This is a genomic window from Pseudomonas sp. 1L-C-7-B-C1 (assembly GCF_057291635.1).
On the sequence record NZ_JBXAWH010000009.1, the window covers coordinates 181,956 to 203,480 of the forward strand.

The following is a 21,525-nucleotide window of genomic DNA, read 5'->3' on the forward strand; positions in this document are numbered from 1 at the left end:
CCCGTCAGTCCGCGTGCTTAAGGTTCATCTCCACCAGTGCGTCGATCAGTGCCTGCACGTTGTCGAACGGCTGACGATGAACCTGCGGCCATGACTCGCGTTCGACGTAGGCTTTGCCCGCGGTGTTGAACCGCACAGGCGTGTGCTTGAGGGTGCGGTCCCTTGAGCGATGCACGATCGTTGGCCGCAAGGGTGCGGACTCGTCGAGCATGAACATGCCCGGGCTGTGCAGCCTACCGCCGACGGGCGCGGCCAACTGAGGGCGTGGCGCCAACTCGATCTCCACGCGGAAGTCATTCTTCACCTGCACGACCTCGTGACCCAGCCCCGCCGGCACCTGCTCGCCCGGGTCAATCATGATGCCGTGGCCTTTGCCCGACGCCACATCCATCACGCGCACGCCAATCCCCTGTTCCAGCTCGGCAAGGCCCGGCACGCTGTTCTTGAAGGTATTGGCATGGGTTTCACCCACAAGCGCCATCCACTTGTGTGACCCCATCACCTCCTGATGCTTGCGTATTGTGCGAGACGCAAAATAGCTGAGCACCTGCTGGCGCGTGGTGCCGGAGTGAGTTGGCAGATGACGGATGAAGTAACTGGCGGCGCAGTCGATCGCGCGGATTTCAATGCCGTACCGCCTGGCCTGGACCACCAGCCTTTCAAACGAGTAGAGGCCTGTCGGGTCGGTTCGGAACGTATGGTCCATGCGCTTGAGGTCGTGCAGCAGACGCTTGCTCATCAGCCCCGTCTCGGCGAAGCGGTCAAGATCGGCCTGATGGACATCCGTCAGCAAATGCTCCATGTACAGCGTCTTTACGTCCTGGCGCGCCAGATGCTCCATGTTGTCGAGGATGAAGCGCTTGCTGGCGCGTGCCGAATGGGATTCGCCGATGACCACACCGGATGTGTTTTCGTATAGCTCCTCGATGAACATGCTCAACGGCGTGTCGGCCTTTACCTCGGGCAGAATCACGCGTTCAGGGAGGGCGAGGTTGAGCACCGAACGCGCATCTTTTTGCAGCATGTTCGCCAGCTCGAAGAACTTTTCACGCACATCCACTAGATGACTTTCGAGGAAAAAGTAATCAGGGTTGAGGCCTCTGTGACGGAAGTTGGCCAGGTCATGAAAGACGCTCTGCATGTCGGCAGGCATCTGGTAGCGGTTGTCGATCAGCGACTGCTGAATGGCGCCCAGTGGGTAGTCGTTGCTCCAGGTGGCCGCATCGGCGCGTGTCCAATAGCCGGCCGGATTCCATTCAAAACCGTGATCGCCGACATAGGGGTTCCCTTCGCTTCTGCGGTGGGAAACGATGGCGCGGCGGTTGGGGTCCAGGCCCCACTCCATGGGCGAACGTCGTTCGAAGAAGCCATACAGCGCATCGTCCATTGATGTGCCGGATGGACTGACGGGTGAGGATGCCCCGGCACCATTGTCGATGTTCGGGTTGCCGATCTGCATCTTGAAATCCGCGCGCGAGGCCGCGCTGCTGATGACGGCATCGCTGTCCACGGATATCTGAATCGGCGCGCCCGATGGCACGTCTTCGACTCGCAGGCTGAGTACGCCCTGCAGTTCGCTGATGCCTGGCTGCTGCTGCCAGGCGTTGGCGGTGCGGTGGTCGAGCAGCGCGATCCAGCGTCTGCCGGGGTGCATCTGCACATCGCCGCTGATGACTTTGTTGCCGAAGAAAACCGCCATCTTCTGCGGCGCGAGTGCGTCACCTGCAGCGGATGCCACCTCGTTGCCAGCGTAGTCATAGCTGACCGAGGAGCTGAACGGCCGAACGTCGATGCCGTGTCGGTGGGCCGCCTTGATCAGGTGGTAGTAATCGTATTTGTCGCTGCCGTTCTTGAGCGCGCCCTCGTTCACGGTATCCAGGTAGTGCTTGATCATGTGCGAGCCGCTGCGCGTCTTGCTGCCGAGTGCCCTGTATTTCTGCAGCTTGTGCGTGTGCTGGTCGGTTTGCAGATGCTCGATGTACAGCACCTCGACCTTGCGCTGCGCCAGCAACGGCATGTTGTCGATGAGCAGCTGCTTGCTGGCGATGGACGTGGGTGCTTCGCCAATCACCAACCCGTTGGATTTCTCAAGTACTGCATCGAAGAAGCCTTGGGCTGTCGCGCCCTCTTCCAGCACCGGCAACTCAGGTTTGCTCGGGAGAGACGGCTGATCGAAGAATGCCTTCGCATCGCGGTAAAGGTTCTGACGCAACGTCCTGTAAGTCGACCGCCCGCCCTGGAAAATGTCGTCGAAAAACTCATGCAGACCAAACGGGCCTTCTTCAAAGTGTTCAGCCTGCTTTGGGCTGACGATGCCGAAGACGTAGGGCTGCAGCGATTCCGGCATTTCGTAATCGCTCAAGTCGCCCACCGCCGTGGAGGGGCCGGCAGGGGTTTCGTCCAGCCGGCTGAACGAAGGCAGAACGCCGCCCTGCAACCGCGCTGGCTCAAGCAGTTGCCACTGGCCCTGGCTGTTGAGATGTACCGTTTGCCGGCCAAAGAAGGCGAACGGGTTATGCGGATCGACGATCTGCCATACGGCCAACCGGACGTCGTACTGGACCTGGTAGGTCTGGCCCTGCATGGCAACGTAACAATTGCCACGAACCACGCTGATCCCTTGCCCATGCGGGCGATTCAACGGGAGGGCGTCCGCCAAAGACACATCCACGGCGTGCAACGGATGGACAGGGGTATTCCCGACCCGCACTGGCGCGGTGTCCTGCTGCAGTGCCCTCCATACGCCAGTGACATCGGTTTGCGCATAGCGCCCGGTGGGCTGAAGGGTTTCCGGTATCAGCGCGCGGGTCCGGTACAGCGGAACATGTCGGTTGGCGGCTTGAGGCGCGGCCCAGAAGAGTTCGTTCTCTACCGCAACGGGCTGCAGCGTCTCGTCGGTGGCATGGGCAACCGAGCGGGCGTACCGGCCGGCCGCTTTTCGGCCCGTCAGGTCCTTCAGCACACCGCCCAGTCCCTTCATTCCCGAGTGCAGATCGCCCGCAGCCCCTGCCGTGTTCAGCCAGGCGCTGAGCACGTAGAAGCTGGCGGTTGCGTGATCCCGCTCGTCGAGGGCCTCTAGCGCGCGACAACCCTCAGCGCTCGCGATGATCATGCCGACGGCAAAGCTCGCGGGCGGGAAGGGCAAGGTGACGGCGGTGGCGATCAGCTCGAGGCTGCTCCAGACCTGTCGGCGGAGCATGTCTGCGCGACCGGTCTGGGTGTCCGCGACATCCTGGATCTTGCGCTCGATCACCTGGTCGAAGCACACGTCGTACAGATTGCTGAACGGCTCCCTTGGCAGCGCAGGTTTGCGACCCCCGCCTTTCTTCAGTTCAGCCAGGGCAAACGCCAGCGGCATGCCCGCCTTGACCCGGGCGCGGCTCAGGTAGTAATCGCCCATGCCGGCACTCAGCAGCGTGTTACTGAACGCGCCGAGTGATCGAAAAGCGCGGCCGTCCGGTGCCTGCGGCGTATACAGCAGAACCTGCTCCAGGGTACTCGCGTCAGGCGGTGCGAGCAGGAAGCAGCCGTGAATCAACTCTGCACGGGAGGCGATGGCCATTACGTCCACGTTCAATTGCAGTGGGTAGACCGGGTAGCGCAGGCGGTCCGCCGGGCTGCTCTGGTGCATGTTGACGATGGACAGGGTGAGCCAGTGCAATTGCGAGGCATCGATGTGGCCTTCGAGGGAGCTGCGCAAGGCGTCGGCGCGCATTTGCAATTGCGTCAGTAGCAGGCTCTGTTGACGGCGCCAATTGTAGTCCTCGCTTCCGGGCGCCAGCAGTTGCCCGCGAATCATCGCGATGTACTGATCGGCGACCCATTGACCGCGGACCGAGCCGGCGACGTTCTCCGGGGTCAGTGGTGTGAGATCGACGCCCTCGGGGCCGCTGAATGTGGCGGTGGTATCGGCTGCCGCGTTGAGCAGGCCAAGTGTGTCGTCGTAGCCGTCGCGCAGCATGTGCGTGTAGGACAGGGTTTCGCGGGGCGTGTGAACGATAATCCGGTCAGGGTCCACCGTTCCCGGAGGCAGGCTGAGCAGCGCGTTGATCTTGCGGCTGGCGGTCTGGTGGACGTAAGCATCGAAGTCGATGACCTGCGTGTGCGGAGCGGCCTGGTAGATTTTACCCGCTGCCACGAGTGCATCTTCCAGTGCCACCATTTGCTGACGCTGCTCGGCCGATGCCCGCAGGAACCAATCTGGTGTGTGCAGCCGTTGCTCGGAGAGCATGACTTCAACGCGCGCCGACACCAGCGTACGCAAGCCGCTGTTGTAATCGGGGAGGGTTGCGTAGCTGAGCCAGCCCTGAGCAGGCGCCGGCTTTTCGCTCAAATCATGCAGTTGGTCTTTCAGGGCGTCCCTTCTGTTCGCGGTGATCTGTCCCAGCAGGAAGTGGCTCATCTCGGCGGAGCGGCTCCAGCTCACAAGCTCGCCGAGCAACTGACGTTCGTTGTCGAAGCGCTGAAAATGCTGATGCCGAGGGCTGTCCGGGGTGAACATCAGCAGTCCGTCCGGCAGTCCCGATGCATCGAGCTTGCGCAACAGCAGCACGCTGCTCAAGGTGTCATGGCCATTCAGCTTGATCTGCTGCACGGCAACGGCCGGATTTCGCGGCGCGACGGTATCTGGGTTCAGCGACTCGATGAGCGCCAGGTCCGAGGCTTGGATATGGCCTTGCAGCTCGGCTCCACGGGCCTGCGCGATGAGCTGATGGTGCATCGCTTCGCTCATCAGGCGCTGAGTGGTTGGCGAGCCGAGGGCCTGGCGTTGCGCAGGGGCGAAACGGCTTCGCAAGTCCAGCTCGTTGATGACATGGGCGAGGTAGGCCGGGGTCAGCCCGCTGTGTTCGGGCTCAAGCGGCTGGTCAGCGTAGGTGATATGGCTTTGGGTCTGGAAGGCCGAATGCTGCGCCGTGTCGCCCGGATGCAGGCCGTACAGTGCCAGTTGCGTCAGTGATCGGCTGACGGTGTAGGTTTCAGCCGTCATTGGCAGAGCGCGTTCGGTGCTGACCACGACGTGATCGGGATTGATATCAATGCCCAGCTCATTGGCCAGCCGCGCACGGAGATGGCTTCGCGCGAACTGTTCCGGCGACGCGGCGCTGTCCATTACGCTCAGCAAGGCACTGCGTGCGCGCTCGTAATCCATCATCCCGGCCGCGTATCGCTTGCGCTGTCCGGCGCTGGCCATTTCCAGCCATTCGGGGCGTGCGCGGCGCTTGTCGCGGTGGGCGCGACGATCCTGCACAGCGGCAATAGCGCCGTCGGGGCCCCAGGATTTCGGCTGGTGGAGCAGGTCTTCGAGTCGCGTCTGAAGGGTTTGAGTCGACAGGCCGGGCGCCGCCTCGAACAGGTCGTCGATGTCCACACGCTGCTTTGCCAGCAAGCGATCAAAGACGTGATCGTAGGGCGAGCCTTTGATGGGGATGAGCTGGAAGTCCGAAGGGGTCGACGGCTCCAGAAACACGTCGCCGCCCGAGGCAATCTCGAGCCAGGCGTCGCGCGTGCTGTCTTGCATCAAACGCAGCAAAGGCAGGCGCAGGAGTGGGTGATTGACGCGACGGGCGAGTTCTTGCTGCAAGGCCGCGTTTGACACAAAGCCTTCTACGGCCTGTCCGGGCAACCAGAGCAAGGTCTGCCCCGGTTGAGCGGTTGCGATAAGCGCCCCGGCCAGTTCGACACCGCGCTGTGCATCGAGTCGAAGTTCAAGCGCGCTGAACACGACATGCTCCTGGGCATCCATGCCCGGCAGACAGCGCGCATAGTCGCGGTGCAGTTCGCCTTCTTCGATGTTCAGCAGCAGGTCATCGCGCAGGGTCAATTCGAGGCAGGTCACGAAGAGCTCGCGCCGCGAAATCTCACGCGCGCTCGCCTCGGCCCAGAAGCGGGTGATTGCCGAGTGCAACAGCGCTTTCTGCTCCGGGCTCACTGGCTGAGGCGCGGTATTGAGATACGCTTCTGCATCCGGAAGATGCTGGAGCTCGGCGTCGAGTACGGTCGTCAGCGTTGTCAGCCGATCAAGCGCAGGCGGGTTGGGTGAAAATGTTTCCATGGCGTGTAGCATTCCTGAGTGATCTCCGCGCAATGAGGTTGCGCGAGAGCGGGCAAGCAGCCCGATGATTCGTCGAGCGATCAATCAATCAGAACGCCGGGGCGCGTGGTGCTAAATAGTTAACGCACTGAATGGGCATCGAACGTGTAGGACCGGCTTCAGCTGGGAAGGCGCCAGGTGCCATGCCACAACAACGATGGCGCTCACGCTGGCCTGTTCCCGGCTGGAGGCAGTCCTGCAGAGGCATCGCGCGGCACTTCATTCCCTGCGACCACTTCCAGAGCCATTACGCTATAATCCCGCCCTTTAGCTGTCTGCCGCCTTTGCGCCAGACACACCTTATTTGTCAGGCGCGTGATGCCTGCATGCAGACTTAAGAGGCTAGACCCTAGTGGCATTGACGATCCTTGGCCTGTCCGGCGCCCTTAGCCATGATCCTTCCGCAGCCCTCTACATCGACGGCAAGCTGGTTGCTGCGGCCGAAGAAGAGCGTTTCGTTCGCGACAAGCATGCCAAGAACCGCATGCCCTATGAATCAGCGAAGTTCTGCCTCGAACAAGCAGGCATCAAGCCTTCGGATGTCGATGTCGTCGCCATTCCTTTCGCACCCATCAGCCTGTTCGGCGAAGCGCGCTGGCACTATGCCAAACGCTATTGGTATGCACCGGACCGCGCCCTCGACGCGATTCTGATGGGCAACCGCCGCTACAAGCGCTATCGCAACAAAATCGTCTGGTGCCTGGAGCAGCTGGGTTTTGATCCGAAAAAGATCAAAATCGAGCCTGTCGAGCACCACCTGGCCCACGCCTCCAGCGCTTACCATTGCTCCGGTTTTCAGGAGAAAACCGCGATCCTCGGGATCGACGGCAAGGGTGAGTACGCCACTACCTTCTTCGGCTATGGCGAAAACGGCAAGATCCACAAGATCAAGGAATTCTTCGATCCGGATTCCCTCGGTGGCCTGTATGGCGCGATCACCGAATTCCTCGGCTTCGAGATGCTCGACGGCGAATTCAAAGTCATGGGCATGGCGCCTTATGGCGACGCGACCAAATACGATTTCTCGCGCCTGGCCACCTTTGAAAACGGCGAACTGGTGATCAACACCGAATACGCCAACGTCATCGGCCTGCGTCGTTACAAAGAGAAGGGCAAAGGCTTCTACTTCTCGCCGAAACTGATCGAGTGGCTGGGTCCCAAGCGCGAAGGCGATATCGCCGACGAGCCATACATCCATTACGCCGCCAGCATGCAGGCGCTGTTCGAGAAGCTGTCGCTGCAGATGATCGACCACTATCTGGGTGACATCCTCAAGGAAACCGGCAAGCTCGCCTTCGCCGGCGGCTGTGCGCTGAACGTCAAACTGAACCAGAAGATCATCGCCCGGCCTGACGTCAAAGAGCTGTTCGTTCAGCCAGCGTCGGGTGATGCCGGCACTGCTGTCGGCGCCGCCGCCTACGTTTCCCACGCGCGTGGCGTGCCGGTCGAGAAGATGGAGCACGTCTACCTCGGCCCGTCCTATAGCAACGAGGACGTTATCGCTGCCTGCGCCCGCCACCCGAGCAAGCCGGCCTGGCGCCAGATCGACAACACCCCCGAGCGTATCGCCAAAATCATGGTCGAGGGCAACCCGGTCGCCTGGTTCCAGGGGCGCATGGAATTTGGTCCTCGCGCCCTCGGTGGTCGTTCGATCATCGGCTGTCCGAGCATTGCCGGCGTTGCCGATCGCATCAACCATCAGATCAAGTTCCGCGAGCGCTGGAGGCCTTTCTGCCCGTCGATGCTCGACACCGTCGCCCCACAGATGATCAAGATCGATCACCCGGCGCCGTTCATGACCTTCACCTTCGAAGTGGCTGAAGAGTGGAAAACCCGTGTGCCGGAAGTCGTCCATGAAGACGGTACCTCCCGCGCCCAGGTGCTCAAGCGCGAATACAATCCGCGTTACTACGACATGATGAAGGCGCTCGAAAACCTGACGGGCAACGGCGTTTCGCTCAATACGTCGCTCAACCGCCGCGGCGAGCCGATGATTTGCTCGCCGACCGATGCGTTGAACATGTTCTTCGGCTCTGACCTCGAGTACCTGATCATGGAAGACATCCTGGTAGTCAAAGACGGCGTGGACACCCATGACACGCTCAGCTGAGCGCCATGTTCTCCAGTTCTGCCACGGCTATGACGGGCCGTTCCTCGACTGCGCCCGTCAATACGCTAGCCTGTTCGTGGGTAGGGGATACCGTGTCACCACGGTATTCCTGACCGGCGCCGCCGATGCCGAGGTTGCAGCCAGCTGCGCGTCGGACGAAGTGCTGTTCATGGAGTACAGCTCCAAGGCCATCGGCGGCATGAAGGTGGGCGCGATCCGCGATCTGCGCAAGATCGCGGCGTCCCGCAGTTTCGAGTTCTGCATCACCCACCGTTTCAAGCCGACCTACATTGCACTGGTGGCGACCCGCTTGCCGGTGATCGGTGTTCATCATGCGTTTGGTGATTACCGGCGCCGCAGTCGCAAGGTGCTGGCGAATCTGTTCCGTTCCCGTCTTAGCCTGCTCGGCGTGTCTGATGCCGTGCGCGATGACATACGCAAATGCCTCCCCAAGTGGCCGGCCGAGCGTATCCAGACCCTCTACAATCGCATCGATGTCGATCAGCTCAGTGCTACGCTGCTGTCCCGTGAAGAGGCCCGCGACGCGTTGGGCCTGGCGCAGGAGGCGTGGGTCGTGGGCAATGTCGGTCGGCTGCACCCTGACAAGGACCAGTCGACGCTCCTTCGCGGTTTCGCCCAGGCGTTGCCCGGCTTGCCTGCCGACAGCCAACTGGTGATTCTCGGTCAGGGCCGACTGGAAAAGGACCTCAAGCATCTGGCGGTCGAGTTGGGCATTGGCCACGAGGTCATGCTGGCAGGGCAGGTCATTCAGGCCAGCCGTTACTTCAAGGCCTTCGACGTGTTCGCACTGAGTTCCGATCACGAGCCCTTCGGCATGGTGTTGCTGGAAGCCATGGTGGCCGGGGTGCCCCTGCTGGCCACAGCTTGTGGCGGCGCGAAAGAGGTCGTCGAAGGCGTGGGCATTCTGTTCCCGCTGGGCGGTGTCGAGCCTTTGGCGCAGGGGCTGATCCACCTTTCACGAATGGACGCCGAGCTGCGCCACTCCTGCGCGGATGCAATGCTGCAAAGGCTGAACGAGCGGTTCAGCGACGAGGCAGTAAAAGCGGTGTTCTGGCGGTTGCCGCAAGTCGTCGCGCTTACCTCGGAAACCTGATTTCATTCGAACCGCTGGCAGCCATTGGCCTCTGATAGCAATGAACACCCGGCTGCATAGCACAGGAACTGGATTGGAATGGTTGTAAAAAATTTGCCGGCGCGGGCGGGGTACATTGCAGGGTTATTGCTTGCAGTGGTGTTGCTGATCATCTTTCTGGGGCCGTTCTGGTGGCCCGGTGAGTCAAGCTCCTGGGCTGCGTTCATTCGTGCGGCACTGGTCATTGCGTTGCTTTGCGCCGCGCCGGCCTTCAAGCGGCAATCGTTTTCCATCAGTCCGCTGACGTACACGGTCCTTCTGCTGTTCGCGTATCTGCTGATCAACAGCCTCATGGCTGACGACGCCATGAAATCCCTGCGCCGCATTCTGCTCATCATCGTGTTTTTCATCGCGGTAGGTCTGATAAGAGCCCGCGGTCATTTCGACTGGGAAAAGATCCTCAAGATATCGGTAGCAGTCGTCGCGCTGTTCGCCGCGTTTTCGATGCTCAACCTCGCTATTCGCGGCGCGTTCGTGCTGGGCTATCGCCAGATGTCGCTGTCCGGGTCGGGCGTCACCGACGTGGCGGACTTCGGCAACACCATCGTCGCCGGCATGAACTACGGCTTGTTTCTGCTGGCCGGGATCTGGCTGACGTTGCGTTCAAAACGCCGTGCCGAAATCGTCCTGTGGCTGATCTGCTGCGCCCTGATCGGCACGTACATCTATTTCACTTTTGCGCGCAGCGCCTGGCTGGCGTCATCGGTCGGCGGGCTGGTGCTGCTTGGGACCATGACCAGCGGCAAATTGCGTCGCAACATCCTGATCCCGGCGGCTATCCTCATCGCGCTCGTGCTCATATTCGGGTTCAGCGAGCTGGTGTATGAAGTGCAGACCCGCGGCGTGACAGGGCGCAATGAAGTCTGGCTCGCGGTGTTCGAGCGACTGGCGGGGCACTGGTGGTTCGGGGTTGGCGCGGGTACGCCACTGGGAGATGTCCAGCTTTCGACGGGGCAAGTCGTACGCAATACCCACGGCCTGTATTTTGAGGTGCTCTACCAGTTCGGCATCGTCGGTCTGGCGCTGCTGCTGGCCACGATGCTGCATGCCGGCGTGTGCCTGGCGCGAGCGCGCAAGACCTCGGAGATGGCGCGGCTCTGGCTTGCGATCCTCTGCTCCGTTGGCGTGGTGATGACGGTTGAGCTGCACACGTTCGTCGGCTCGCCCAATCTGGTGTGGGAATGGCTCTGGCTGCCGCTGGCCGGCGCGGTAGCGATTTCCCGTGAGGCCCGTCGTGCTGAGGGTTGAAACGCGGGGCGAGCAACGCTGGCTGGTAGGGCATGATCTGGACGTTTGCCTGCAGGACTTTGCGCAATCCCGGAGTTCTGTCACAGGGCCGGTTTTGCTGCTGGCGTCCGGACCCTCGGCGAATGAATTCCCGCTTCACAATTACCGAAGCCTGCCGGTCGTTGCCATGAACGGCTCAATTGTGCGATGTGTCGACGAGGGCATGCGGCCTTTCTACTACCTGTGTGACGACCCAAATTTCGTCATCGGCCGGCCGGCGCTGGCGCTGATGGGGGTCAGCCACAGCGAGCATCTGGCGATGAGCCTTGATGTGCTTCAGGCGATTCACTCGGCCGACGCCACTGCCTTGAGTGGCAAGAAGATCTATCTGCTGGAGCGGGTCAATCGTCAGGACGGCAAGGCGGTGATGTCGGATCGGGGCTATGCGTGGTCGATCCGCAACGACGACGAGCTGATCTCCAACTTCTCCCTCCTGCGCCGTAAGCCCAACCGCATCGGCTTCAGCCTGAACCTCAAGCGCGGCTACTTCGGCAGTCGAACCATCCCTTTCGGCGCCTTGCAGCTGGCCTGCCACTTGGGGTTCCGTCAGGTGTTTGTGGTTGGGATGGACCTGCGTCAGGGCGGGGGGCGCTTTTACGAGAAAGGCGAAGCGGCCTTGCCCAGCAGCCTCGACGAGGACTTTGAGCAATACATCCTGCCAAGCTTCGCGCTGATGGCCCGCAAGATTCTGCCAAGAACCGGTATGCAGGTTTTCAACCTGTCCAGCGTCAGCCGCATGCCGGAGCGGGTCATTCCCAAGATCACCCTGCAACGCCTCGATGAACTATTGGGCATTCAGCCCGACGCTTCTACGCAAACAACGCCTGCAAACGCGCCGTGAAGTGAGCGCTCCGTCCTTTGGTGTAAGCCGAAACAAAGGCCGCGCCCCCATCGCTTTCTACCAGCCACGCGCGGTCTTCCTTATACCTGAGCAGGTGCTGGAAATTGCGCAGCCGCTTCGAATCGATCAATGCTCTGCGCTGGCACTTCATGTCCGATATGTCGATGAGCCCCAGTTTCGACTCGGGAGTAAGGATCACGTTGCCCAGGTGCAGCGAGCGAAAGTAAACGCCGCGATCGTGCAGGTGAGCGATAAACATACCCAGTTCAGCCCGCAGCGGGGCGCTTTCACCGTGCTCTTTCAGCACCTGGCGGATAGTAAGACCGGGCAACGGCGTGTAGCGCACCGCATCGCGGCTGATGCTGGCAATTCGGTAAGTGGCGATAACGTCGGGGCAGGGGATGCCGCGCTTCTTGAGGGCGTCGATGTTGTCGGCGAAGCGTTGCGCGTAGGGAAACAGCAAGGCCGAGCTGATCAGGCGCTTGCGGCGGAACAGTTTGAGAATGGTGCCGTCCTCAAGCAACAGAACCTTTTCCCCGGATCCGTCCGCTTCGAGCACGGTGGCGTTTTCTCGCAAGGCCAGATAGGCGCTGTGTTCCATTGGGTGCATCGGCATACTTACCTGAACAAATGCGGCATGTTACCCGAGTCGGCCCCGCTTGGGTCGCGGCAGGGGTCGACAAATATGGGTTGTGCTACCATGCCCGCCTAATTTTTTCGTGCGGATTCCCATGAGCAGTCCTGATCCTCAAGCTAAAACGACCCTGGCGATTTACTTTCGTCTATTGACCTATGTGCGGCCGTACATCGGCCTTTTCTGCTTGAGTATTGTCGGCTTTCTTATCTTTGCATCCACCCAGCCGATGCTCGCCTACATCCTCAAATACTTCGTCGATGGCCTGGCCAATCCCGAAGCCAGTCTGTTCCCCGGCAACCCCTATATCGGCCATCTGCAGTTGCTGCAGGCGGTACCGCTGATGATCGTGCTCATCGCAGCGTGGCAAGGTGCCGGCTCGTATCTGGGCAACTTCTTCCTGGCCCGTGTCTCCCTCGGGCTGGTGCATGACCTGCGTGTCGTGCTGTTCAATAAATTGCTCACGCTGCCCAACCGTTTCTTCGACAACAGCAACTCCGGGCACCTGATCTCGCGCATCACCTTTAACGTGACCATGGTCACCGGCGCTGCCACTGACGCGATCAAGGTCGTGATTCGCGAAGGCATGACGGTCATCTTCCTGTTTGGCGCGCTGCTGTGGATGAACTGGAAACTAACCCTGGTGATGCTGGCGATACTGCCGCTCATCGCGGTCATGGTGAACAGCACCAGCAAGAAGTTTCGCAAACAGAGCAAGAAGATTCAGGTGGCCATGGGCGACGTCACCCACGTGGCGTCCGAGACCATTCACGGCTACCGGGTAGTCCGCAGCTTTGGCGGCGAAGACTACGAAAAGGCCCGCTTCGAAAAGGCCAGCCGCAGCAACACCAAAAAGCAGTTGGCGATGACCAAGACCGGCGCCGTTTACACGCCGATGCTGCAGTTGGTGACCTACAGCGGCATGGCTATTGTGATGTTTCTCGTCCTTTATCTGCGCGGCGATTCGTCGGCTGGCGATCTGGTGGCCTACATCACCATGGCCGGCCTGCTGCCCAAGCCGATCCGTCAGTTGTCTGAAGTCAGTTCCACCATCCAGAAAGGCGTCGCCGGTGCGGAGAGCATCTTCGAGCAGCTGGATGAGCAGACCGAACAGGACCTGGGTACCGTGGAGCGCGATAAGGTTTCGGGCCGTCTGGAGGTCAAAAATCTTACGTTCACCTACCCGGGGACGGAAAAGCGGGTGCTGAACGACGTCAGTTTTGTTGCCGAAGCCGGCCAGATGGTCGCGCTGGTGGGGCGCTCCGGCAGCGGCAAATCTACTTTGGCGAGCCTGATTCCGCGTTTCTACGATCACGTGCAGGGCCAGATCCTCCTTGATGGCGTCGAAACTCAGGACTACACCCTGCGCAGCCTGCGTCGGCAGATCGCGCTGGTGAATCAGAACGTCACCCTGTTCAACGACACCATCGCCAACAACATCGCGTATGGCGATCTGGCGGGCGTGCCGCTGGAAGAGATCAAGAAAGCGTCGGCCGATGCTTATTCCGACGAGTTCATCGACAAGTTGCCTCAGCAGTACCAAACCCTCGTCGGCGAGAATGGCGTGCTGCTGTCCGGCGGCCAGCGCCAGCGTCTGGCGATTGCCCGCGCGCTGCTGAAAAACGCGCCGCTGCTGATTCTCGACGAAGCCACCTCGGCGCTGGATACCGAGTCCGAGCGCCACATCCAGAAGGCGCTGGAAAAAGTCATGCAGGGCCGTACCACGCTGGTGATCGCCCACCGCCTGAGCACCATCGAAAAAGCCGACGTCATTCTGGTGATGGACGAAGGCCGCATCGTCGAGCGCGGCTCCCATGAGGAGCTGCTGGCGCAGAACGGTTACTACACACGCCTGCACGCCAAGCAGTTCGAAGAAGACGAGCCTGCCGAAATCGACCGGGCAGTCGATGCATGCTGAGTCACTTGCGCGCATGGCGTGAGCGAGGCTGGACCCCGATCGATGCAACGACCTACGCCACCGCGTGGCAGCAGTTCGGCGGCAGCGTTGCCACGCATCCGCAGGTGATCGAGCGCCTGGCCGGGCTGGCTGACATTCCGGTTCGGTATCTGGGGTGGCTGCACGACGGCAACGTTGTCGCTGCCGTTGCCTGCTGGGGCCGGGATCTGGCGCTGGCCAAGAAAGTGCTCAAGCAGCGTGATCGGCGGGTGTTCGATCTGGGCAACGCGGAAATCATTTTGCCGATCGCCCCGGGCGTGACAGTGCCGGTGCGCCAGCGCATGGGCTATGTGTCCGAGTTGAACGCCAATCAGATCGACACCCTCAAGCCGCAAGCCGAGAGCCTGGCGATCGCCCGCGCCCCTGAGGACTATTCCAAGAAATTCCGCTACAACCAGCGCCGTGAGCAGCGTTTGCTTGAGGAGGCGGGCGGGGTCGTGCAGCCGATGCTGGATTTCACGTCCGAGGAGCAAGCCCGCATTTACTCCAGCCTGTTTCATGCGCGCTGGGGCTTCGACGTGCCGGGCAAGGATCACCTGGTCAACGTGTTCGAGCTGATGCGCGAGTTCATGACCGGCTCGATGATCCTGCTGGAGGGCAAGCCTATCGCCGCTCAGGTCCTGTACAGGGTCGAGTCGCCGCACTGGGTGTCCGTCGAGTACATCAACGGCGGTGTCGATCCGGCCCATCAGGCGCTGAGTGCGGGCAGCGTGCTCAGCTTCGTCAACACCCAGAACGCCTGGGCTGACGCGAGGGCGGTGAACAAGCCATTGCGCTATTCCTTCGGCCGCTCCGATCGCGAATACAAAGACCGCTGGTGCCAGACGGTGCCTGTCTACAAGGTTGGATGACATGTCCGGGCGCAAGCAGCAGCTTCTGAAACGACATCGGCGCAACAAGCGTCTGGCGCTGATCATCGGTCTGGTGCTGCTGATCGGCATTGGCATCTGGGTCGCGTGGTGGCTGGTGCCGTTGCTGATCGTCGCCGCCTGGATCGCCCACGAAGCCTGGTTCTCCGATCATCTGTTTTATTCGCCCAAGAGCGATTACCACTACCAGTTTCCTGACGCGGCCCAGGCGCAGCCTGTTTCTGTCGTCAACGGCATGCTGCAACTGAGCGAGCCGTTGGGCGAGGGCGAAACCTTGCTGCTGGAGCTCGATTTGCGCAGCAGCTGGCTGGGTCGCTGGTTGGACCCGTATGTGTTGGCAGGTGACGATCGCCAGGATTTCGAGCGGGGTTTTGCCGGGCGTCGCTACGTGAACCTCACCGGTCAGCGAGACGTGGTCGCAGACAGCACGCTGCGCCTGAAAGGCGGGTTCTGCCGCATCTCTAGCGCAGCCCGTTTGTACGTGCTCAGCAACCCGGATTACCGCCAGCAACGGTTAATGATCCTTGCGCCCCACGCCGACGACGCCGAGCTGGCAGCGTTTGGCCTGTACAGCCAGGCCGCCGATTGCAGCATCGTCACCCTGACTCAGGGCGAAATCGAAGCCGAACGCTACGAACAACTGGGGCTGAACCGCGCCGATGCTGCGCGGCTCAAGGGGCGCCTGCGCACCTGGGACAGCCTGGCGATTCCGCTGTGGGGCGGTGTGCCCCAGAGCCAATGCGTGCAACTGGGTTACTACTGCCTGCAACTGCCGGCCATGGCGCGGTCGCCGGACCAGCCGTTTGGTTCTCGCGATTCGGCAGAGGCCGATATGCGCAGCGCGCGGCAGCACAACCCTCTGCTGTTGCCAGGGGATCAGGACGGCGCGCCGACCTGGAATAATCTTGTGGACGATCTCGCGGCGCTGCTCGACGCTTTTCGGCCGGACGTGATCGTCATGCCGCACCCTGAGCTCGACCCCCACGCCGACCACATCGCCACGACTCAAGCCCTGTATGAGGCGGTGAGCAGAAGCGCGCACACGCCCGAGGTGGCGCTGTTCTACGCCAACCACCTGCACGACAACGATCGCTGGCCCATGGGGCTGGCCGGTAAAGGTGTCGCCTTGCCGCCATTCGTTGAAGCACCGTCGGTTGATCAGCTCTGGAGTACGTCGCTCAGTTCGGACGTGCAGCTTGATAAGGCCATGGCCCTGGGGATGCAGCATGACCTACAGGGCCTGCCACCTTTGAAGAAGCGCCTGCGTCGGCAGATTCAACGCTGGCTGGCCGGGCGCGAATGGCCGCTGACGGGAGACGACGAATTCTTCCGCAAGGCCGTGCGCCGGCATGAGGTGTTCTGGGTTCGGCGCTTTCCGCGCCCGTAACTGCGCCAGTCGATGCGCCATTCGTCGCACCATGTAAAGCGCCATTTGAAGCGCTGTTTTAAGCACTAAGGGATTCGAGGCCAACCGGCCAGCCAGCGCTGATCGCTGTGCTAAGATTCCGTCCTTGTCCATTTCTGCCACGGGTTGTTCGATGAAGTTGTCCATGCCGCGTTTTGATCAGGCTCAAGTGTTAGTTGTCGGCGACGTCATGCTCGACCGCTACTGGCACGGTGGCACTTCCAGAATCTCCCCTGAAGCGCCGGTTCCGGTGGTCAAAGTCGACCAGATCGAAGACCGTCCGGGCGGTGCTGCCAACGTGGCGTTGAACATTGCAGCGCTGGGGGCCAAGGCGTCCCTGGTCGGCGTCACCGGCACCGACGAAGCCGCCGACAGCCTGAGCAACAGCCTCAAGGCCGCTGGTGTCACTGCCTGTTTCCAACGCATCGCCCACCAGCCCACCATCGTCAAATTGCGCGTCATGAGCCGGCACCAGCAGCTCCTGCGTATCGATTTCGAAGAACCCTTCGCCACCGACCCCGAGGCCCTGAGTCGGGAGGTCGATGCCTTGCTCGACGGCATCAAAGTCCTGGTCCTGTCCGATTACGGCAAAGGTGCACTGAAGAACCATCAAGTCCTGATCAAGGCAGCCCGGGACCGTGGTATCCCCGTGCTGGCCGACCCCAAGGGCAAAGACTTCGCGATCTATCGCGGCGCCAGTCTGATCACCCCCAACCTCAGTGAATTCGAAGCGATCGTTGGCCACTGCGTCGACGAGGCAGAACTGGTCGCCAAAGGCGCCGCGCTGATGGAAGACCTTGATCTCGGTGCGCTGCTGGTCACCCGTGGCGAACACGGCATGACGCTGCTGCGCCCCGACCAGCCGACGCTGCACCTTCCGGCCCGCGCCCGGGAAGTCTTTGACGTGACCGGCGCCGGCGATACGGTTATTTCCACCCTGGCCGCGGCCATAGCCGCGGGTGAGGAATTGCCTCACGCCGTCGCCCTGGCGAACCTTGCAGCGGGCATCGTCGTAGGCAAGCTTGGTACTGCCGCGATCAGCGCGCCCGAATTGCGTCGCGCCATCCAGCGTGCCGAGGGTTCCGAGCGCGGCGTGCTAACGCTCGATCAGTTGCTGCTGGCCATCGACGACGCCCGTGCCCACAAAGAAACCATCGTCTTCACCAACGGCTGCTTCGACATCCTCCACGCCGGCCATGTCACCTACCTGGAGCAGGCCCGCGCGCAGGGCGATCGTCTGATCGTGGCGGTCAATGACGATGCGTCGGTGAGTCGCCTGAAAGGTCCGGGCCGCCCGATCAACAGCGTTGATCGGCGCATGGCCGTGCTGGCCGGTCTGGGCGCGGTGGATTGGGTCATCAGCTTCCCGGAAGGCACCCCGGAAAACCTTCTGGCCCATGTGCGTCCGGACGTGCTGGTGAAAGGCGGGGACTACTCGGTTGACCAGGTCGTCGGCGCTGACATCGTCGCCTCTTATGGTGGCACCGTGAAAGTGCTGGGACTGGTTGCCAACAGCTCGACGACAGCCATCGTCGACAAGATCCGCAGCCAAGACTGATCCGACGCCCGCAGCGCAAAGTGGCACCCCTTGCCGCTGCCATTTTTGTATTCGCAGTTCGGTATATGAACGTATGAAAGTCATGTTACTGGTGATGGATGAACAGCGCGTCATACTGGACGGTTTGTACGAAACCGTGCGGCAGCATTGCGACGACTGCGTCATCTTTCGCCTGAGCAAGCAACAGCAGCTGAATCTCGGGCCATTTCTCGCCTCGGTCGATTATCAGCGTTACGACCGGGTGGTGATCTTCTCCCGGGTCAAACGGCTTGCTCGCCAGCGCGCGGTGCTCAAGTGCATTCCGGGGCTGATCTTTCTTGAGCACGATGCGTATCAGAACTACATGAGCGCCAGCAAATACCACGGCATGTATTCACGCTTGTACCGGCAGCTGCCGTGGAGTCGCGCACTGGTTTCCGGTGCGGTTGTCGCGCGGCGCATGCGCGGCGAAGGCCTTGATGCGGTGTTCGTGTCCAAGGGCTACGACCAGGAAATGCTGCGCAACCTCGGCCAGCCCCGGGACATTCCGGTGGGCTTTCTGGGCAGCCTGAAAAGCCGTGAATATTCACAGCGTAAACAGCTGGTGGAAAACCTTGCGCAGCGCGCCGGCGTGCTGGTGACGCGCACCGCCTCTGGCGCCGAATACCTCGAAACCCTCAATCGCATCAGGATTTTCGTCAGTGCCGACATCGGCATGGGCGAGTTCATGATCAAGAATTTCGAAGCCATGGCCTGCGGTTGTGTGCTGCTCGCGTGGAGTCAGGGCGAAGAGGACGATCTGCTGGGTTTCGAAGAGGGGCGCAACGTCATGTTCTACCGCTCCGAAGACGAAGCCGTCGAGAAGATCCGCCAGCTGCAGAGCGACCCTGACCTCGCTGCGCGCATCGCGGGCGAAGGCCAAAAATTCGCCGAAGAACGCTATGCCTTTGCCCGCGTGGGTCGCGATCTGGCCGATGAAATTCAGCGGCCTATGCGCCCGTGGCAACGTCCATCCGCGCTGATCCGTGCCTGGGTCAAGTTACGCCATGGCATGCAGGTGCCGGCCTGATGACGTTGCCGGCGGACCACGACCGTATCGCGACGAATGAGCCCTTTGTATTGCCGGGCGCTGATCAGGACGTGTTCGGCGCGCTTCCGGCCGCACTGCGCCAGTGCCTGGCGAACGCTTCACGGGTCATCCTGATCGCCAACAATCCAGCCATCACCCCAGCCGATTTCGATGCCTTGGGCGTAGGCGCTGACGATGTGGTGGTCAGTTTCAATCTGTGCACCAAGGCCGCTCTGCTGAAGCCAGAAAGCGTCAACCTGTTCGTCCACGGCTTCAATGCGCCGGACCGTTACTTCTTCGGCCTGCCCGCAACCGCTGAGGTGCAAAGGTTCGCTGCCCAGCCCGGCTCGCGCTGCTTCACGCTCTTGGTGGGCTGTGCCGTGCCGCTGTGCCCGATGCCTGAGGTTGCGCTGTATTGGGACCGCATTCCATTGCCGGCGCTGGCCGAGCATTACCCGGTCGACCGCCCCAACGGCAAACGCTTCGTCGGGCCCTCCACGGGGTTCAACGTGCTGGTGCTGCTCGACTGGCTGCGCGCCCATTCCGGTTACCGCTACAGGCTCATGACCCTCGGTTTCTCAAACGAAGCCGGAAAGCTCTGGGGCGGCCATGCCTGGGACTATGAGCGCGACTGGTTGCTGGGCGCAGACGTCGAAGTGATCGCCCTCAAGCCCCGCAGTTGGTGGCGCAAGCTGCTATTTAGCAAATGAACGAAGCCGTCCGCCGTTAGCGCGCGTGTCCAGGCGCATCGCCATTGATCCCGGAGAGTTTGTCAGTGCTGAACATTGCGGTCGCGTTTTTTGGTATCCCGCGAAACTCGGAGATCTGTTTTCCTTCCATCGAGGAAAATGTCCTTGGCCGGTTGCCGAAGGGCAGCAACGTCAAATGCTTTTACCACCTCTACAAGATCGACGAAGTGCACAACCAGCGTTCGGCGGAGAAGGGCGAGCTGAAAACGCAGAATTACGACGTTTTCCAGGCGATGACAGGGGTTCTCGAATCCACTGACGGCGTGCTGGATCGCTGGGATTTCGAGCGGGTCAAGGCGATGGGCGACACATGGGGGGACGAGCACGTTTCCCTGCGCAACCTGATCTATCAGCTCAATTCCCTGCACACCGTGACGGGCATGATGGAGTCGTTCGATCCAGACTTCGTGGTGTTCGTGCGGCCGGACAATTTCTTCCATTCGCCGCTGCCAGGTTATGTCTTTCATTCGCCACAGGCACGGCGGCTGAACGCCTATATTCCGGACTGGCAGTGGTGGGGAGGGCTGAACGATCGTTTCGCCATTTGCGGCCGCGACGTCTATCGGGCCTATGGCAAGCGGATTGAGCGCATCTTCGAATTCTGCGAGGCGACAGGCCGCAAGCTGCACTCGGAGCGATTGCTCAAATACGCGCTGCTCAAGGCAGATGCCCGGGTCTGTACGCTGCCGACCACTGCCTCGCGGGTGCGCATCACCGGTGCCTTCGCCGAGGAGTCGTTCTCACCGAAGCGCGGGATGGGCAAACGCGAAAACCGCTATTTCCACTTCTTCGCCCGGCTGCGCACCTGGCGTGACAAACGCCTCACCGAGAAGGGCTAAGCAGCGGCTATTTGTGCAGGCCGCTGCGAACCAGTCTGACCAGCCGCCGTGCCTTGATTCGCAGCTTGGTCAGACCTGACTTGGGCTTCTTCTTCGGCGTCAGGCCCTGCTGCACCAGCCAGTCCTTCCAGCGAATTCGCTCCTCGCGCACCACCCAACCTTCTTGCGGAGCGAAGCTTTCGGCCAGATAAAGCCCACGTGTACCGGCGGGCGAAAGCTTGTCGTTCTTCAGGGTGTACAGCTCGGGCAGGGGCGAGCCGTTTTCCAGCGGCATCAGGTACAGATCCGGCTTGCTGCGATTGAGGCGCGCCACCAGCTCGTTGTTCTCCAGGCTCTCATCGACGTGGAACAGGCTCAGCGGACGAGCCTCTTTCGGCACCTCCAGGCGCATGTCGTAGATCAACTGCAATGACGCGGTCGGTAAGTGCACGTAGGCGCGGGGACTTTCAATCAGGGTCAGGCTGCCGCAGCGTACCGGGAGCGCCGCGCCGGACAGCGGCGTGAGGCGAAAGGGCATCGCTTCGCGGTAATGCAGCGCTGCCGCGTAGGGGGCTGGCAGCCAGGTTTCATTGAAGCGCCCGCCAAGCCAGCCCTGGGGTGTCTCGATCAGGCATTCCTCGGCGACTTCCTGCACCGCCGTGTGCAACGGCAGGTTGAGTTCGTGGGCGGGCACGTAGCCGGAAATCAGCTTGAGCACCACGTCGCCACGGTCCTGACGGCGCTGGCGAACCAGCACCCAGTAATCGCGGTTCTGCCAGCGCAGGGTCAGGCGCACCGAGACGCCGAGGTTGGCCAGTTCGGTGGAGAACCGCTCGCTGTCCTCCACGTCGATCTTGCGACGCCGTGCCAGGGTCTGGGTGAAATTCAGCGGCATCCCGATGCTCTGGTAGGTCAGGCTTTCCGGGGTGGCTTCGACGAATAACGGCAGGGTCTTGAAGTTGCTGGGGTTTTTCCGAATCAGGGTTCGCGGCATATCGGCTCCTT

Annotated in this window: 14 protein-coding genes; 11 read left to right on the plus strand and 3 right to left on the minus strand. The window is 61.4% G+C overall.

The window, feature by feature from the left end; all coding sequences use genetic code 11:
* Positions 1 to 4: 4 nt before the first annotated feature.
* On the minus strand, positions 5 to 6,052 hold the full coding sequence (locus tag AC0Z8Z_RS15550) for a dermonecrotic toxin domain-containing protein (protein ID WP_485619693.1): 6,048 nt from the start codon (positions 6,050 to 6,052) through the stop codon (positions 5 to 7).
* Positions 6,053 to 6,443: 391 nt separating this feature from the next.
* On the opposite strand from AC0Z8Z_RS15550, the gene AC0Z8Z_RS15555 reads away from it, so the two are divergent.
* The 4 genes from AC0Z8Z_RS15555 (at position 6,444) to AC0Z8Z_RS15570 (ending at position 11,482) form a co-directional block, all read left to right on the plus strand.
* Entirely contained in the window at positions 6,444 to 8,201 is a 1,758-nt protein-coding gene (locus AC0Z8Z_RS15555) for a carbamoyltransferase family protein (RefSeq protein ID WP_122625596.1), read from the plus strand.
* Complete coding sequence (locus AC0Z8Z_RS15560) at positions 8,185 to 9,315, plus strand: glycosyltransferase (RefSeq protein ID WP_485619694.1); 1,131 nt, start codon at positions 8,185 to 8,187, stop codon at positions 9,313 to 9,315. Before AC0Z8Z_RS15555 ends, AC0Z8Z_RS15560 begins: the two co-directional genes overlap by 17 nt.
* Before the next feature lie 78 nt (positions 9,316 to 9,393).
* On the plus strand, positions 9,394 to 10,602 hold the full coding sequence (locus AC0Z8Z_RS15565) for an O-antigen ligase family protein (protein ID WP_485619695.1): 1,209 nt from the start codon (positions 9,394 to 9,396) through the stop codon (positions 10,600 to 10,602).
* Between the two features lie 166 nt (positions 10,603 to 10,768).
* On the plus strand, positions 10,769 to 11,482 hold the full coding sequence (locus AC0Z8Z_RS15570; protein WP_485619696.1) for a lipopolysaccharide core biosynthesis protein: 714 nt from the start codon (positions 10,769 to 10,771) through the stop codon (positions 11,480 to 11,482).
* Here AC0Z8Z_RS15570 and AC0Z8Z_RS15575 read toward each other — a convergent pair.
* Positions 11,451 to 12,092 carry a lipopolysaccharide kinase InaA family protein gene (locus AC0Z8Z_RS15575; RefSeq protein WP_485619697.1) on the minus strand — a complete coding sequence of 214 codons (642 nt, stop codon included), beginning with the start codon at positions 12,090 to 12,092 and terminating at the stop codon, positions 11,451 to 11,453. The two genes, AC0Z8Z_RS15570 and AC0Z8Z_RS15575, sit on opposite strands and share 32 nt — an antisense overlap.
* Positions 12,093 to 12,213: 121 nt before the next feature.
* On the opposite strand from AC0Z8Z_RS15575, the gene msbA reads away from it, so the two are divergent.
* The 7 genes from msbA (at position 12,214) to AC0Z8Z_RS15610 (ending at position 20,541) form a co-directional block, all read left to right on the plus strand.
* Positions 12,214 to 14,034, plus strand: a complete 1,821-nt coding sequence (msbA, locus tag AC0Z8Z_RS15580) for a lipid A export permease/ATP-binding protein MsbA (RefSeq protein WP_172610506.1) — start codon at positions 12,214 to 12,216, stop codon at positions 14,032 to 14,034.
* Positions 14,028 to 14,924, plus strand: a complete 897-nt coding sequence (locus AC0Z8Z_RS15585) for a GNAT family N-acetyltransferase (protein ID WP_485619698.1) — start codon at positions 14,028 to 14,030, stop codon at positions 14,922 to 14,924. The genes msbA and AC0Z8Z_RS15585 overlap by 7 nt, the downstream gene beginning before the upstream one ends.
* A gap of 1 nt (position 14,925) precedes the next feature.
* Positions 14,926 to 16,329 (plus strand): PIG-L deacetylase family protein, encoded by a 1,404-nt coding sequence (locus AC0Z8Z_RS15590; RefSeq protein ID WP_485619699.1) that lies wholly within the window; start codon positions 14,926 to 14,928, stop codon positions 16,327 to 16,329.
* A gap of 151 nt (positions 16,330 to 16,480) precedes the next feature.
* The gene (gene hldE, locus AC0Z8Z_RS15595) at positions 16,481 to 17,905 is read left to right on the plus strand and encodes a bifunctional D-glycero-beta-D-manno-heptose-7-phosphate kinase/D-glycero-beta-D-manno-heptose 1-phosphate adenylyltransferase HldE (RefSeq protein ID WP_485619700.1); all 1,425 of its coding nucleotides are present in this window, start codon (positions 16,481 to 16,483) and stop codon (positions 17,903 to 17,905) included.
* Positions 17,906 to 17,978: 73 nt separating this feature from the next.
* Entirely contained in the window at positions 17,979 to 18,953 is a 975-nt protein-coding gene (locus tag AC0Z8Z_RS15600; RefSeq protein ID WP_485619701.1) for a glycosyltransferase family protein, read from the plus strand.
* Positions 18,953 to 19,663 (plus strand): hypothetical protein, encoded by a 711-nt coding sequence (locus tag AC0Z8Z_RS15605; protein WP_485619702.1) that lies wholly within the window; start codon positions 18,953 to 18,955, stop codon positions 19,661 to 19,663. Before AC0Z8Z_RS15600 ends, AC0Z8Z_RS15605 begins: the two co-directional genes overlap by 1 nt.
* A gap of 65 nt (positions 19,664 to 19,728) precedes the next feature.
* Positions 19,729 to 20,541, plus strand: a complete 813-nt coding sequence (locus AC0Z8Z_RS15610) for a hypothetical protein (RefSeq protein ID WP_485619703.1) — start codon at positions 19,729 to 19,731, stop codon at positions 20,539 to 20,541.
* A gap of 7 nt (positions 20,542 to 20,548) precedes the next feature.
* On the opposite strand, the gene AC0Z8Z_RS15615 is transcribed toward AC0Z8Z_RS15610, so the two are convergent.
* Positions 20,549 to 21,514 (minus strand): metal ABC transporter ATPase, encoded by a 966-nt coding sequence (locus AC0Z8Z_RS15615; RefSeq protein WP_172610513.1) that lies wholly within the window; start codon positions 21,512 to 21,514, stop codon positions 20,549 to 20,551.
* Positions 21,515 to 21,525: the final 11 nt, after the last annotated feature.

Bases quoted from the DNA above. Each gene is read 5' to 3' on its own strand.
- AC0Z8Z_RS15550 (WP_485619693.1), bottom strand. From the start codon at position 6,052: ATGGAAACATTTTCACCCAACCCGCCTGCGCTTGATCGGCTGACAACG.
- AC0Z8Z_RS15560 (WP_485619694.1), top strand. From the start codon at position 8,185: ATGACACGCTCAGCTGAGCGCCATGTTCTCCAGTTCTGCCACGGCTAT.
- AC0Z8Z_RS15565 (WP_485619695.1), top strand. From the start codon at position 9,394: ATGGTTGTAAAAAATTTGCCGGCGCGGGCGGGGTACATTGCAGGGTTA.
- AC0Z8Z_RS15570 (WP_485619696.1), top strand. From the start codon at position 10,769: ATGAACGGCTCAATTGTGCGATGTGTCGACGAGGGCATGCGGCCTTTC.
- AC0Z8Z_RS15575 (WP_485619697.1), bottom strand. From the start codon at position 12,092: ATGCACCCAATGGAACACAGCGCCTATCTGGCCTTGCGAGAAAACGCC.
- msbA (WP_172610506.1), top strand. From the start codon at position 12,214: ATGAGCAGTCCTGATCCTCAAGCTAAAACGACCCTGGCGATTTACTTT.
- AC0Z8Z_RS15585 (WP_485619698.1), top strand. From the start codon at position 14,028: ATGCTGAGTCACTTGCGCGCATGGCGTGAGCGAGGCTGGACCCCGATC.
- AC0Z8Z_RS15590 (WP_485619699.1), top strand. From the start codon at position 14,926: ATGTCCGGGCGCAAGCAGCAGCTTCTGAAACGACATCGGCGCAACAAG.
- hldE (WP_485619700.1), top strand. From the start codon at position 16,481: ATGAAGTTGTCCATGCCGCGTTTTGATCAGGCTCAAGTGTTAGTTGTC.
- AC0Z8Z_RS15600 (WP_485619701.1), top strand. From the start codon at position 17,979: ATGAAAGTCATGTTACTGGTGATGGATGAACAGCGCGTCATACTGGAC.
- AC0Z8Z_RS15605 (WP_485619702.1), top strand. From the start codon at position 18,953: ATGACGTTGCCGGCGGACCACGACCGTATCGCGACGAATGAGCCCTTT.
- AC0Z8Z_RS15615 (WP_172610513.1), bottom strand. From the start codon at position 21,514: ATGCCGCGAACCCTGATTCGGAAAAACCCCAGCAACTTCAAGACCCTG.